Annotated in this window: 8 protein-coding genes; 7 read left to right on the forward strand and 1 reads right to left on the reverse strand. The window is 42.7% G+C overall.

The window, feature by feature from the left end:
• Positions 1-137: 137 nt before the first annotated feature.
• From BacF7301_RS14395 to BacF7301_RS14410, 4 genes are all read left to right on the forward strand, one after another.
• Positions 138-2,894, forward strand: coding sequence for an endo-acting ulvan lysase-like protein (locus tag BacF7301_RS14395; protein ID WP_167963803.1), 2,757 nt, complete (start codon positions 138-140; stop codon positions 2,892-2,894).
• 243 nt (positions 2,895-3,137) lie between these two features.
• Complete coding sequence (locus tag BacF7301_RS14400; protein WP_167967211.1) at positions 3,138-3,683, forward strand: DUF3575 domain-containing protein; 546 nt, start codon at positions 3,138-3,140, stop codon at positions 3,681-3,683.
• 32 nt (positions 3,684-3,715) lie between these two features.
• Positions 3,716-5,749 (forward strand): carboxypeptidase-like regulatory domain-containing protein, encoded by a 2,034-nt coding sequence (locus BacF7301_RS14405; protein WP_167963805.1) that lies wholly within the window; start codon positions 3,716-3,718, stop codon positions 5,747-5,749.
• Positions 5,750-5,772: 23 nt separating this feature from the next.
• Complete coding sequence (locus BacF7301_RS14410) at positions 5,773-8,139, forward strand: hypothetical protein (protein WP_167963807.1); 2,367 nt, start codon at positions 5,773-5,775, stop codon at positions 8,137-8,139.
• Positions 8,140-8,777: 638 nt separating this feature from the next.
• Here BacF7301_RS14410 and BacF7301_RS14415 read toward each other — a convergent pair.
• On the reverse strand, positions 8,778-10,343 hold the full coding sequence (locus BacF7301_RS14415; protein ID WP_167963809.1) for an ATP-binding protein: 1,566 nt from the start codon (positions 10,341-10,343) through the stop codon (positions 8,778-8,780).
• 242 nt (positions 10,344-10,585) lie between these two features.
• Here BacF7301_RS14415 and BacF7301_RS14420 point away from each other — a divergent pair, with 242 nt between their 5' ends.
• The 3 genes from BacF7301_RS14420 to BacF7301_RS14430 all read left to right on the forward strand — a co-directional run bounded on the left by BacF7301_RS14420 (position 10,586) and on the right by BacF7301_RS14430 (position 15,914).
• Positions 10,586-14,659 (forward strand): hybrid sensor histidine kinase/response regulator transcription factor, encoded by a 4,074-nt coding sequence (locus BacF7301_RS14420; RefSeq protein ID WP_167963811.1) that lies wholly within the window; start codon positions 10,586-10,588, stop codon positions 14,657-14,659.
• Positions 14,660-14,772: 113 nt separating this feature from the next.
• Positions 14,773-15,147 carry a hypothetical protein gene (locus BacF7301_RS14425; RefSeq protein ID WP_167963813.1) on the forward strand — a complete coding sequence of 125 codons (375 nt, stop codon included), beginning with the start codon at positions 14,773-14,775 and terminating at the stop codon, positions 15,145-15,147.
• Between the two features lie 236 nt (positions 15,148-15,383).
• Positions 15,384-15,914, forward strand: a complete 531-nt coding sequence (locus BacF7301_RS14430) for a sigma-70 family RNA polymerase sigma factor (protein ID WP_167963815.1) — start codon at positions 15,384-15,386, stop codon at positions 15,912-15,914.
• The last annotated feature ends 28 nt before the right edge of the window (positions 15,915-15,942 follow it).

The raw sequence follows: 15,942 nt of genomic DNA on the forward strand, positions 1-15,942 counted from the left end.
TTTTGCAAATATAATTCTTTGTTTGGAATAAGAGTATAGTTTCGGACAAATAAAAACAGTCTTTGCCGGTCGGATTAGGTAAATAAATCTCTATCTTCGTATTTAATAGGTATCAAACCTAAAAAATAGATTGAAGTATGAGACGAATTTTACTGGGACTATGTTTTTTATCCTTTTTGGGCAGTGCGTCGGGGCAGGAGATTCCCTTGCCGGAGAAGATGCCGCAGGAGCATCCGCGGGTGCTGACTACTCCGGCGGGAAAACAGGAAACATGGGAACTTATTAAAAAGGAAGAATGGGCGAAAGATGTTTTCAATAAGTTGAAGGAACGGACGGAAGTTTATACGAACCTGACGGATGCTCAACCGTCCTGGTTGCTGTCCCGCCTGGCGATGTATTGGAAGTCTCATGCCACGGAAGTATATGTAAAAGGTGAAGCGTTCGACCATGCCGGTGGCGAGAAAGCTCCTTATCCTACGGTGCGCTATACGGGAACGCGTGGAACGGCTGCCACTCACGGTCGTCCCAAGTTGGCGGATGTTGTGCCTTATGATGATGACGAGAGCGGGAACGTCACTTTCTGTAATAATGCCCTTCCCAATCGTCCGATGGAGAGTGTGCACCCGTCCAAGACCGGGCGGAATATAGAGAGTCTGAACCGCGAAATTCTGGGAATTGCCCATGACGCTGCCTTTCTTTATTGGATGACGGATGAAGAGAAGTTTGCCAAACTAGCCGCAGGTGTTTTTGACACGTATATGACGGGGATTTATTACCGGAATGTGCCTGTTGACTTGAATCACGGTCATCAGCAGACATTGGTGGGATTGACTTCTTTCGAGGTAATCCATGAAGATGCGCTTCATGTTGCTGTTCCCTTGTATGATTTTCTGTATAATTATCTGAAGGCTAATTATCCGGACAAGATGAAAATCTATGCGGGAGCTTTCAAGAAATGGGCGGATAATATCATAGCGAACGGTGTGCCTCATAACAACTGGGATTTGTTGCAGGCACGTTATATTATGAGTGTTGGTTTGGTTTTGGAAGATAACAAGGAATATGCTGATGGAAAAGGACGCGAATATTATATCGACTATGTGATGAACCGTTCCAGTATCCGCCAGTGGAGTCTGACACGTCTTGCGGATTATGGCTTTGATTCCAATACGGGGATTTGGGCGGAATGTCCGGGGTATAGTAGTGTGGTAATCAATGATTATGCCAATTTCGTGAACCAGTTTGACACGAATCTGCAATATGATTTGGTGAAAGCGATGCCTGTATTGTCGAAAGCGGTGGCGACCACGCCCCAATATCTGTTTCCTAACCGTATGATTTGCGGCTTTGGGGATACGCATCCGGGGTATCTGAATACGAATTTCTTTATCCGCATGATACAGAACGCGCAGGCGAATGGGAAAAAGGAACAGGAGAAATATTTTACCGCTTTGCTGAAATGCCTGAACCCGGAGATGGGAAATGATAAAAAGGAAAAGAAGAACGTACGTGTATCTGTCAGTTCTTTCTTTGAGGATAAACCGTTGGTTTTAAACCCGAAAGTGCAGCCGGGAAAGATAGAGGATTATGTTTCTCCTTTATTTTATGCTCCCAATGTGTCTTGGCTGGTACAGCGCAACGGTATGCATCCGCGCAACAGTCTGATGATTTCGTTGAATGGCAGCGAAGGGAATCATATGCATGCCAACGGTATCTCGATGGAACTTTACGGAAAAGGCTATGTGTTGGGGCCGGATGCAGGTATCGGACTATTCTTGTATAGCGGGCTGGATTATGCGGAGTATTATTCTCAGTTCCCCAGTCATAATACTGTATGTGTGGATGGTATATCGAGCTATCCGGTGATGAAAAGTAATCATTCTTTTGAGCTGCTTTCTTGTTTCCCTGCTTCGGCGGAACCGGGCAAGGGATTTACGTCCGTCACTTACGGCAATCTTTATTTCCGTGAACCGGAGAGCAGGGCAGACCAGACGCGTATGATGAGTATCGTTACTACCGGGGCGGAGACGGGGTATTATGTCGATGTGTTCCGCAGCCGAAAGGAAAAGGGGGGAGACAAGATGCACGATTATTTCTATCATAACCTCGGACAGTCTTTGACATTGACGGCGGCAGATGGTACTGACTTGAATCTTCAGCCCACGGAAGAACTGGCTTTTGCCGGTGCGCATCTTTATGCTTATTCCTATTTATATGATAAGAAAATGGCTGCTACCGACAAGGATGTCAAAGCGACTTTCACCATAGACATGAAGGATAAAGGCGGTGACGACATATATATGAATCTTTGGATGAAGGGTGAACCGGAACGCGAAGTCTTTACGGCATTGTCGCCGATGACTGAAGGGTTGAGCCGTACACCGAATATGCCTTATAATATAAAGGAGCAACCGACGCTGACTTTTGTTGCCCGGCAGCATGGGGAAGCGTGGAATCGTCCTTTTGTTTCTATCTACGAGCCGAGTACGAAGAACGAGCCGTCCGCTATTCAGTCCGTCTCTTACTTTGATGCGGAAGAACCGGGTTTGAAAGACTTTGCAGGAATCTGCGTGAAGAGTAGGAATGGGCGTGTAGACCATATTTTCTCCTTGTCCGATGCTGGGCAGGCTGCTACTTACCAGGGAATGAAAGTGAAAGCGGACTATGCAGTTATCAGCAATGAGTATGCGGGAAACCAGACGCTCTTCCTGGGAAATGGAACGCAATTGGTTGTGCCCGGAATAACGGTTCAGGCTGACAAGGCTGCCAATGTGCTGCTCGAAAAGAAAGCGGGAAAATGGTATATTATTTCTTCTGCTCCTTGCACGGTCGTTATCAATGGTAAAAAAGTGAAATCCGATGCGGTATCGGAACCTATATTATTGCGTATCTGATGTTTCGTTTATAAGAAAGAAAAATTGTATATTTTATGCGCAATATGGTATATTGCGGTCTAAGATGGGAAAATGTTGCAATAAAAAACAAAAAAAGCGTATTTAAACGTTTTTAATGCTATATTTTTTCTAATTTTGCGGCTTTCTGTCCAACTTGTATATAGTATGGACAGTAAGCCCTTTTTTTGTGGGTGAATATTTTAGTGGGAAATATTTAGTGGGAAATAAATTATGGTATATGTGATGAGGAATGGTCGCAGGGTAATTGCTGCGTTATCATTTCTATTATTGTTTTGTGGTGTACATGTACACGCACAACGGGTGGCTGTAAAAACAAATGCATTGGGATGGTTGACAGCCAGTCCTAACGTTGAAGCCGAATTCGTTTTGGGACGTCATATCTCCTTGAATATGGGGATTGTCGCAAACCCAATCAGTACTGACAATTTCAAAACTACTTTCACGCATTTTCAGCCGGAAGTACGTTATTGGCTAAATCGTCCGATGGTGAGCCATTTTCTTGGAATCACCGCTTTCGTGAATAATTTTAATATGATGGTGAAGGATGTGCATCACAAAGGAGATGCATACGCTGCCGGGTTGACCTATGGATATGCATGGGTACTGGGTGACCACTGGAACATCGAAGCGACTGCCGGCGTAGGCGTGTTGCGCTACCGTCAGTTTAAATACGATAAGGGTACTCCGAAACCGGGTGCGGTCAACGATACTAAGACTACCATTGCGCCTGTCAAACTGGGGGTATCCTTTGTTTATATTATTCGATAATTAGAACGAACATTAGCTAGTCAGAAAAGAGAATGAAAATCAATTTGAAACGTGATAGATTAATAGGTGTGCTTCTCGTGGCGATGATGTTGGTCGGCATGGATGCATCTGCCCAACGTATCCGTGTACAAGGACATATCACAAACCCGCAGGGGAAAAGTGTTCCGAATGTGAATGTGCTCAATCCTGTCAATGACGAACGTATAGAAATGTCCGACGAGGATGGCCGTTACAGCGTATTGGTGGAGAAGAACGGCTCGTTGAAGTTTACGTGTGTAGGTTATGAAGACAGAACGGTGAAGGTGGCAGGAAAGCAGATTCTTAATGTAGTGCTGAAAGATGCTGTCATCGAACTGGATGAAGTGACGATTACTTCCAAAGTAAAAGATAAAGTGATTCCGGAACCGACGGACATCGAAATCAAAGGTAATTATTTCCATCTGAAAACCCGTGTCCCGGTGCCTAAGGAGATGTTTAACTCGCATCGCCGGTTGGTATTGCAGCCTTCCATTTATGATGTAACACTCAAAAAACGTCTGTTGATGCGTCCTGTGGTATTCGACGGCGGTACTTACAATACGACGCAAAACCGTATGTACGATTATGATTTGGACAAAGACCCTTTGCATGAATATATTCAGGTGAAAACGACTTCTTCACGCAAGGGGGATGTTATCGCCTACCATGATTCTATTTATATAGAGTATCTGCAACATGATTACCGTGCGGACGTGCACCTTGCGATGGAGAACTACCGGAATATCATTTATCGTGATTCTTTCTCCATTGCACGCGGAACTGTCAACCCGCTGCGTTTCCTGGAGTACAAGTTTTCCGCTTTCAATCTGACGGATGAGAAGTATCTTCCGAAACCTGTCATGCAGCTACGGGATACGAAAGGGGAAGTAAACCTCACATTCTTGGTAGGTAAAGCCGATTTGGACGACAAGAATCCTCAGAACCAAGTGGAACTGAACCGCTTGAACCAGGAGCTTCGTGCTATTGAGACGAACCCGGATGCTTCTTTGAAGAGTTTCCATATCACGGGCGTGGCTTCACCGGACGGTTCATACGAGAGGAACTTGCAACTGGCGAAACTGCGTACGAACAAGGCATTGGAGCGTATCCTGTCACAACTGGACCCGGAAACGCGCAAGCTGCTGGAAGTGAAATCGGATGCGGCGGTAGCTTCATGGAAAGAAGTGGCGGAATTACTGAAGAAAGACGCTAAACCGGAAATTGCCAAGGAAGTAGAGGATTTAATCAAGCAATACGAATCCGTTCCTTACCGCTTGAATAATGTATTGAAATTGAAACCTTTCTACAAGGAAATATCTGCTACCTATCTGCCTAAACTGAGAAAGGTGCAATATACGTATGGTTATTCAATCTTCCGTTTCTTGACTGACGATGAGATTAGGGGGCTTTACAACAGGAACCCGAAGGAACTGACCCGTTTCGAATATTATCGCATGATTACGATGGCGAAAACTCCGGATGAGAGGGAGAAGTATTGTAGGGAAGCTCTTGAACTTTACGATAACTTTACGTATGCGGCCAATGAACTGGCGGTAGCGACCATACAGAAAGATGCGCCGGATTCACGTATTCTCAAACTGTTTGTCAGCAAGTCTGCACCGGTAGAATTGTTGTCCAATCAGGCTATCGCCCTGCTGCATGAAGGAAAATATACCAAGGCGGATTCCGTATTGACATTGGTTCCCGAAGGAGTTGTTTCTGAGGATTTGCAAGCCATTGTACAGGCTTTGGCTGGTTACTATAAGGATGCTTTCGAAAAGGTGGCGGCTACCAGTCCTTTCAATGAGGTGGTGATGTTGCTGGCGATGAAGAGAAATGAGGAAGCATGGGAGAAGATTTCTGCCATGAATGTGACAACAGCCCGCGAATATTATGTGAAAGCGATTGCCGCTAACCGTTTGGAGAAAGTGGGTGATGCTATTATGAGTATTGAGAAAGCCCTTGAACTTGACCCATCCTTACTGGAAACAGCAAGAGTGGACGGTGATATTATTGACTTGCTGCCGGAAGAGCAGAAACTTAAATAATGATAATACAACAAGAGTAAACGATGAATATCCTCAGAATCAAAAATAAATATGTGGCGGTGGCGTTATTTCTGATGCTTGCTGCTACCTTACAGGCACAGGATTATGGCGCATTGCAATATATGTTGCAGAAAAGACCTGCGAATGAGAAGTTTGAGAGTAATAAGTTCAATGAACGTCTTTTTTTCTCTGCCGGTGTAGGCCCGTATAGCTTGCTTTCGGGTAAGGATGCCCAGGACGGATTAGGTATGACTGCTCATCTCTTTATGGGAAAGTGGATTACTCCGGTTCACGGACTCAGGATAGGGGTGAACATGGGTTATCTGCCGTCGAAAATATACGATTCTAAAATAAAGATGGGGGGCGGTAGTCTGGACTATCTGCTGAATATGTCTTCTTTGGCATACGGATATAATGCCAACCGTCGTTTTGAGTTATTGGGAATAGCTGGTATAGAAGCCGGTTATTCTAAGGTCGGCGATAACAGTGGACGTTCTGAAAAATACCCGAATTTGAAAGGCGGGGGTGAATTTTATTATGGCGCCCATATTGGTTTACAGGGAAATGTACGTCTTTCCCGTACATTGGATTTGTTCGTAGAACCACGGATTGGCTGGTATAATGACGGTTTCGCGCATACGGAAAGTTGGAGAAACTATCAGATGGGCGGTTCGGTCTTGGTTGGTCTGACGTATATGCCTGCTGCTCCGATGGGGACTAAGATTCATTTCGATGATTTCGATAATAGCTCGTTCCTGAATCATATGTTTATTTCCTTATCCGGTGGTATCAGTACGCTGAAAGTTTCGGGAATCAAGAATACGGTCAAAGGTTTAGGCCCCCAGTTCTCTGCCGGAATCGGTAAATGGTTCAGCCCTTCTTCCGGTCTGCGTTTGTCGGGGACGGTGGGAGTTTCGGATACACCTGCCGGTAGTATAGGTCGGTATTTTAAACATATTGATTTGCACGCGGACTATATGTTGAATATCAATAATGTCCTTTGGGGATATGATGAAGAGAGAATATTCAGCTTGATTGGTATTGCGGGTGTTAACCTGTCAGGAACAAAAGGAGTGGAAAATTCAGCCAAGTATGCTCCGGGGATAGGAGTGGGCGTACAGGGAAGTTTCCGTCTCAACCGTTCCGTAGATTTATTCATAGAACCTCGTCTCAACGTTTATCACAAGAGATATGCAGGTGGTCGTGGATTTGGCGGCAATACAGACCAGCTCGGAGAGTTGAATTTAGGTTTGACCTATCATACGATTGACCGTGCGGCACGTCCGGCAAACGGATTCTCAAGCAGCCATATCGCAGACAATCTGTTTATGACTTCGGGAGTCGGTCTGCAAATGTTCCTGAATAAAACGAATATTGAAAACCTCGGCTCTGTAGGTCCGCAGGCTTCTGTCTCTCTCGGTAAGTGGCTAAGTGCCTATTCCGGTTTGCGACTGGTGGGTACAGGTGGATTCTTTACGAACTATGTAGTTCCTGGCAATGTAAAAGAGGGCAAGCTAAGGCATATCAGCGTCAGCGGTGGTCTTGATTATTTGTGGAATATTACGTCTACCATGAGTGGATACAATCCTGACCGTATCTTTGATTTAATAGGTTCAGTAGGTGTCAATCTGGCTTATACTTCCAAGTCAGACCATAAATTCCAACCGGGCATTAATGCGGGTATACAGACACTATGGCATGTGAATGAGTTCCTCGGTCTGTATATCGAACCGCAAGTCAGACTGTATGGCGACAAGTTCATTGAAGGAAACTTGGGCTTTCTGCAGAAAGACGTATTGGTAGGCGTCAATGCCGGTTTCCATTACCGCTTCGTCCCTTACTCAAAAGCAGCGAATCGCAGTGAATTTGGTAAGGATGACAAACGTTACTTCGTATCAGGAGCACTCGGAATGGGTAGCTTGCTGGTTGGCAACAAGGATTTGGTGAAGAACGCAGGCGTGGAAGCGAAGGGAAGTTTTGGCAAATGGTACACTCCGCTGTCGGCATGGCGTATAAACGGAACAATCCTGTATAAGTCGAAAGCACAGAATAAATTGCCTTTGCATTATGCCGGCTTGGGTATGGACTACATGATGAGTTTGGCTACGTTAGCGAAAGGATATAGTCCCGACCATGTGATAGATGTCGTTCCTTTTATGGGAGTTACTGCCGGTCTGGCACGTCGTAACGGTGAGTTTAAGGTTGTACCGGGACTGGATGCCGGTGTGCAGTTCAAACTGCGGGTAGCTTCTTCCGTCTATTTGTATGCCGAACCTAAAGTGGGTATCCGTACGGATACATACGATGGTATCGAGCAGGGAAGACCTGACCGCGTAGCTTCTATGGTGTGCGGATTGTTATACCGATTCAAGATGCCTACTTTCCAATAAAAGCAGATAAGAACGTTTTATAGATTGTCTTCCCCGTGGTGGTGTACTTGTAATTGAATAGTGATGAATAAAACCGTGCAAACTGACAATCAATTACATGTCATACATATTATGTGCTAGCAATGAGAGGGTATTCATTATTTATCGTATCTTTGTATTGAGTCAAGAGAGTAGCTTATATTAATTGTTGAACTATAGATTCTTTTAATTATGTTGCTGAAATATATGGAAATGAAATTTGTATTGAACTTTGAACAAAAGAAAGGAATACAGTGTGTCTATACCGCACTGGGTTCGGCAACGTAGGGTTTATTTTATAAAGTTTTGAAAGGGAAGAGATGAATGATTTCTTCCCTTTTTTTTGACTTTTCTGTCGAAATGTACAAAATCGCCGTTGGCCAACGGCAAATTCACCGTTAGCCAACGGTGAAATTATCGTTGGCTAACGGTGAATTTTTCATGTATAGACTAAAATACAATAGAATTCTTTACAAACGAGTAAGTCGTTGCTATAAGTCCTTCGGATTCTTACTGTTACTAACTTAAAGAGAATGCTATTAGATAGAATATATGTGTGTATTATATTGTTACTTCGATCGTTGTAAGTCAATTAGTAGTCGGTACTATTTCAGTTTTTCTTATTTCTTTTGATTTACCTCAACAATCCATTTCTCTATATTCCGTGTTTTTGCACTAAAATTTACGCCAATCTTAAAGAGTCTGCGCTCATCCTGCTCAAATGGTTGTGCATAATTCTTTTCATTTATCTGTTGCATGGCTTCTTCTGCTGTACCGTCCAGTTTGAATTCCATGATATAAATAAACTTATCCGTCTGTAAGACAAGGTCTATGCGTCCTTCGCTTGTATGATATTCCGCCTTAGTATAGAATCCGACGAGTTTGAAGACGATGAAGAGTACATTTTGGTAGTGCAGTTCCAAATCCCGGATTAGTTCATAAGGCGTATCTGCAAAGAAACTTTGCAGGCGTCGGAAGAATGATTCATAGTCTCCGGAACGTACCTCACGAACAAACTTCTGTATTTCAAATGGAGATTCTACTGCATTGGTATTAGCATAAAAAGGTAGTAAGAATTTGACAAACCCTTCTTCTACTTCCCGGTTGGGGAATCCTAGACGGTATATACCAAATTCCGGGTCATATCCTTTGATAGTGAGATAACCGCTTTGATAAATCACAGGAATAGGATTGTCCGAAGTCGAATCAATGCTATTCAGTACTTCCGCACTGGTTTCTTCATGTGTTATTCGTTGTAGGTTGTAATGATGTTTTTTAAGTAATTCCACCAAATAAGTCGGAGTTCCCGTTTCAAACCAATAGTTGCCAAACTCTTTTCGTTTAAAAGCATTGAGCAGACTGAACGGATTGTATATACCGATAGAGTTATGTGTGAAATGATAGCCGTCATAGCATTCTCGAAGTTCTTTGCAGATTTCGTCATACGTAGTATTCTTGTTATCTGCAAATTCATGCAATTCTTTTTCCAGATTATCATGAAGTTCTTGTTCGCTGATTCCGCAAATATCTATATATTGGTTCCACATGGAGATGTCATCCAAATTATTCAAATCGCTGAACACACTCACCTTTCCAAATTTAGTAACTCCTGTCAACATCGCGAACTTAATATAACCATCCATTGACTTCATGACACCATAAAAAGCTTTCAATGTGTTCCTATATTCTTCTTGCAATGCATCCTTTCCAATCGTTTGCAACATGGGCTTATCGTACTCATCGACAAGAATCACCACACGCTGTCCGGTTTTCTCTGCTGCTAAACGAATAAGTGTCACAAAACGGTCGTCTATGGTTTCATCCTTAGAGCATGAACCATATAGGGACTCGTAAACAAGCAACTGGCGGTCTACCAAACGAATCAAATCATCTTCCGTATCGAACTTTTTGGCATTCAGGTCAAGATGAATGATGGGATGTTTTATCCACTCTTTCTCCAGTTTCTCCATAGCTAATCCCGCAAAGAGTTCTTTCTTTCCTGAAAAATAGGCTTCGAGTGTGGAGATAAGCAGACTTTTACCAAAACGACGGGGGCGGCTTAAGAAATAATAACTACCGGTTTTCACCATTTGATAAATCAATGCTGTTTTATCAACATAGAAATAACCGTCTGTGCGGATTTTCTCGAAATTTTGTATGCCGATAGGATAAATCTTGTTGCTCATATATTTGCCAATTAATGTTCTTGTTACAAAAATACATCTTTCTATTTGATAAAAACAAATTAGGGGATGAAAGTTTTGTCGGTTCTTGTTGGTTTTTAGCCGATTTTATCTGCTAAATGTTATCTTTGCTTATCATTTGGGATAAAGTCCTTTTGACAATGCGAAAAATAATTGTGAGATAGAATACGTGGATTTGATTTATGGTTCGTATCTATAACAGGGACAGATTAAAAAAGATGATTATGAAGACACGGATATACTTGTTGGCAGTCTTATTGGGAGTTTTGTTTTCGGGTCGTATGTATTCGCAGGAGACTTCGTATGTCTTCCGTCACATAGGGGTTACCGACGGGTTGCCGGATAATTACGTCAAAGGAGTTTTTCCTATACCCGACGGGCGTATTGGTATTCGGAGTACGGTGTTGCTTAGCTTGTATGACGGAGCCAACTATTCCAACTTCCCTTTCAATCTCCGGGGAGAATATCCGATTTCCTATAATCATATCATTCCTGAACAATACATGGATGCGGAGAAACGTTTATGGATGAAAGAACGTGGAGGGCTTCGTGTCTTTGATTTAACCACAGAGCAATATATCTATAATGTCGATTCTTTATTGTCCGGGTTCGGATTGAAAGAAAAGATTTCAGATGTTTTCATAGATTCGGAAAAGCATTGCTGGTTTCTGACGCCCGATTCTTCTGTCTATATGTATGATAGCAGGACGGGGACATTGGATTTGATTTGCAGGAACGATGAATTTACAGAATATTACGGCGGATTGCTGGGTGTGGAGAGTAAAGGAAATTATAGCTGGATGGTTCATCAGAAAGGAGTTATCCGTTGTTATGACCTGGAGAAAAAGAGATTTGTCAAGCAAGTCGATTTTTTGGAAGGACAACTGAAACCGGACGACCGGGCAATATTGAAAATACTTGCTAATGGCGATTTCTGGATAATGTGGGATAGAGGGATAGGCTATTACGATGTATATAATAAAAAGTGGAACCAAATCTCCGGCATTAAATTGGGGCATTATTCCTGGTTTACTTCTATGGATGTAGACAAAGGAGGAAATGCATGGGTCGGAACTGTGATGGACGGTTTCTATGTAATCGACATGCACAATTTCTCAGTGACCTCTACACTGAATATTCCCCTGTTATCAGGTAAATCTCTTCAAAATGGTATTCAAAGTATTTATTGTGACCAGGAGAATAATTCGGTCTGGATAGGACTGTTCAATCAGGGCATTTGTTATTATCATCCCAGCATGAACAAGTTGCTGCTTTGTAATAAAAAGGTAGTGGACGGTTCCTGGAATGGGGAAGAAGTCAGATGTATGCTTGAAACTTCGAAAGGGGAAATACTGATGGGTACCACTCAGGGACTTTATCGTTATGAACCGGGAATTCAACGTATGGATATACTTTATAAAGAATTCAATCAGAAGAATTGTCGCTTGCTTTATGAAGACAGTAAAAAAAGAATCTGGGTAGGTACATATCACGACGGATTATATTGCATAGAGAACGGGAAAGTTCATGCATACGCTTATCCTAACACGGATTATCAGAACGAACTGGACTTTACCAATATACGTACGATGGTGGAAGACCAGTCCGGGCGGTTATGGGTAAGTATATACGGAGGCGTCGGGTTATTCAATACGGAGAATGGAGAAATCAGTCTATTGTCGGAGCAATTCCCTGAACTGAAAAAGTATAAAGTAGCCAATGCATTGGCGGTGGATAATCAGTCGCGGTTGATTGTCGGGAGTGACAACGGGTTATATATTTATGATTCCGACAAGAAAACAATTTGGATACCCGAACAGGACGGGCAAGCCAATTCTATCTTCAACCGGGGCAGTATAAAGTATAACCAGATATTTAAGGATTACGAAGGGACTTTGTGGTTTGCCACACAGTATGGATTGAGCATATTAACCCGTGACGGACGTAGCTATACTTTAGGAAAAGAGGAAGGTTTATCCAGTGCCATATTGAATGTAGTGGAAGATAAGAACCATGATATATGGATTTCTACTGTTACTTCTATCTATAAAGTTAAGGTTGACAGAAAACCGGAAGGATATGTTTTTCATGTAATCAGTTATCTTTCCGAAGCGGAAATCCGGCAAGATGATTTATTCAGTTTCCCTTCATTGGCTACCCGGGACAACCAGCTCTTTTTCGGATTGATGAATGGATTCATCACCTTTTCTCCGGAGCATATGGTTGACAACCAATGTGTCAATCGCCCTTTGTTCACTTCCTTCCGGCTTTTTAATGTTCCGGTAGCTTCAGGAGAAGAATATAATGGACGGATATTGTTTGACAAGGCACTCAGTTATTCGGATAAGGTATCTCTGGATTATGATGAGAACTTCGTGACTCTTGAATTTTCCGGATTAAACTTCCCTAATCCTTCCCAGACCTCTTTCCGTTATCAGTTGGAAGGATTCGATAAAGAATGGACGGAGTCTTTGTTTGAAAACGGGCAGGGACGTGTCACCTACAACAATCTCCCGCCGGGTGAATACGTTTTCCGGGTACTGGCGGCCGGGAATGACCGCGTGTGGGGACCGGAGTCGGAATTTACGATTGTCATTCATCCGCCTTTCTGGGATACATTTGCGGCACGTATCTTTTATATTATTCTTTCTATTCTGTTGGTTACCGGTCTGATTTATAGTATCAACAGGCGTAACCGTCAGCGTATTATCAGTATGCAGCATCAGGAAGCGTTGAAACAGAAAGAAGAACTGGACCAGATGAAGTTCCGTTTCTTTACGAATATCAGCCATGAACTCCGTACACCGTTGACACTGATTATTACTCCTCTCGACATGATGTTACGCAAGGTGGCGGATGACACGATGAAGAAACAGTTGAATACGATTTATAAGAATGCGCAGAATCTGTTGTCATTAGTCAACCAACTGCTGGATTTCCGTAAATTGGAGATGAAAGGCGAGAAACTGCATTTGATGAATGGAGATATGGAGGAGTTCATCCTTTCCGCATCCAACAACTTTGCGCCGATGGCAGTGGAGAAGCATCTCAATTTTGTCACTCAGACACTGCATAAACCTCTTTATATGTTTTTTGATAGTGATAAAGTGCATAAGATAGTGAATAATCTTCTGTCTAATGCTTTTAAATTCACTCCCGAAGGCGGCACGGTTCACTTGACACTTTCCACAGAGGAAATAGAACAAAGGAATTACGTAAAAATAGAAGTTTCTGATACGGGCATCGGCATTTCGGAATCAGACTTGCCCTATATTTTCGACCGTTTTTATCAAGTCGGAAACCAGGGGGATGAAAAGCTGGGAAGCGGTATCGGGCTTCATCTAGTTAGAGAATATGTGAATATTCACGAAGGAAGAGTCATAGTGGATAGCCGGATAGACTGCGGAAGCACATTTACCGTATGGCTGCCGACGGATTTAAAGTTGGAAATGGAAGAACTATCAGAAGAAATCGTTCAGGAAGAAAAAGCTGACGATGATATAATAGAGAGAAAATCCTCTTCGGATGAGAACCGGAAGAAACTACTGTTGGTAGAAGATAACAAAGAATTCCGCACCTTCCTGAAAGAGCAACTGGAAGATTTTTATCAGATTGTGGAAGCCGGCGACGGTGAAGAAGGGGAGAAGTGTGCAATCGACGAAAATCCGGACTTGATTATCAGCGATATTATGATGCCGAAAGTAGACGGCATCGAACTTTGCCGGCGTATCAAGACCAATGTGCAGACTTCTCATATCCCGGTGATATTGCTGACGGCACGTACGGCGGATGATATTAAAATCAACAGTTATGAGGTAGGCGCGGATTCTTATATGTCGAAGCCATTCAACTTTGACATGCTGATGGTACGCATTGAAAAGCTGATAGAGCAACAGGAAAAGAGGAAACAGGAGTTCCGTAAGAATATAGAGGTGAATCCGAGTGCGATTACGATTACCTCGGTGGATGAGCAGTTGATACAGAAAAGTCTGGAATATCTGGAAAAGAATATGGATAATCCGGAATATGGGGTGGAAGAGTTAAGCCGTGATTTGGGAATGGCACGTATGAGCCTTTACCGCAAGTTGCAGTCGATAACGGGAGACACGCCGACAGACTTTATTCGCAATATTCGCCTGAAACGTGCGGCACAGTTGCTGCAAGGCAGCCGCCTGCCGATTGTAGAGGTAGCGAACCGGGTGGGATTCAGTTCACCGAGTTATTTTTCAAAGTGCTTCAAAGAGATGTTCGGCATGCTGCCCAAACAGTATGTAGAAGAGCATGAGAAAAAAGAATGATAGGAAAATAACCGGATTACGATATAAATTGTTACTTTTGCATCCATTAGTTGGGGTAATTGTCAGATTAATAAGAAATATTCAAAACGTTTTTATCTATAATTTATATGTATATGAAAGTACTAGTTTTTATTTCATTGGTAGGAAGTTTGTTGTTGGCATCTTGTGGAGGTAGTGGTTCGAAAAGTAACGCGAACACTCAGGAGGTAAATCCGGCAGATACTATTTACTTGGGCGACTTACGTGAGAAGTTTGCGGGCGACAGTATATTCTTTAAAGTTGTTGCTCCCGATTTGATGTTGATGGATTATCAATACTTCTGGGCTGCCACAGAATCGGATGCTACCGAGAAAGGCTTGACCAAAGAGTATTATAAACATGTCAAGAAAGAAATTACGGATACGAACGAAGCTATCAAAAGAGGTGTAATGAAAGGGGCGAATGTAAAGCGCATACCGGACTTTCAGGAACAGCAGCAAGGCAAATAAGATAATTGTAGATGAGGTAACATACTCTATACAAATTTAAGAACAGGGGAGTCGTTAGAAATAACGATATCCCCTTTTTTATTGTACTGCCATACAGAAAAACACCGATGAAATGGGGAAATCCATGAAAAAAACGGGCTTGTTACGATAGCGTTGTCATCTGTTACTTTTCTTATATCCGTTTCTGTTTCTTATCTCTACTTTTGTAACATCGATTAACGGATAAACTTAATACCATGAATAAGCAACCTTCTACATTTGACGAATTCTTCTCGGAATGTTACCTGAAATACCAGGGTTTCATCAAGAACTATATCGCTATCCGTATTTGTCATCCATACGAGGCGGAAGATTTGGCACAAGATGTTTTTGTCCGTTTATGGGAACACAGGGCATTTGTGAACAAGGATACCGTCTGGTCTTTACTAATCACTATTGCACGTAATATGGTGACGGATAAAATCCGCCGTTACTATCGGCAGGAAGATTTTGTCTCCTATATATATAATAATGTAGAAGATAAAACACGGAATACTACTGAAGAAGCCGTGCAATATGGTGAATTAAAGCGGTTGCACAATAAGGTAGTCGGAACTCTTCCCTCTAAACGTCGCCGGATTTATGAGTTGAGCTTTCACCACGAACTCTCCTGTCCGGCTATTGCCGATAAGCTATCCTTATCTCCCCGTACGGTAGAGTGCCAACTGTTACTGGCTCGCAAAACAGTACGTACATATTTGAAAGATGAATTCTCCAAAGTCGGTTAGATACCAGATTCGGAAAAACACATATTAA

Origin of the sequence: Bacteroides faecium (genome assembly GCF_012113595.1) — a bacterium.
Lineage (GTDB): Bacteria > Bacteroidota > Bacteroidia > Bacteroidales > Bacteroidaceae > Bacteroides > Bacteroides faecium.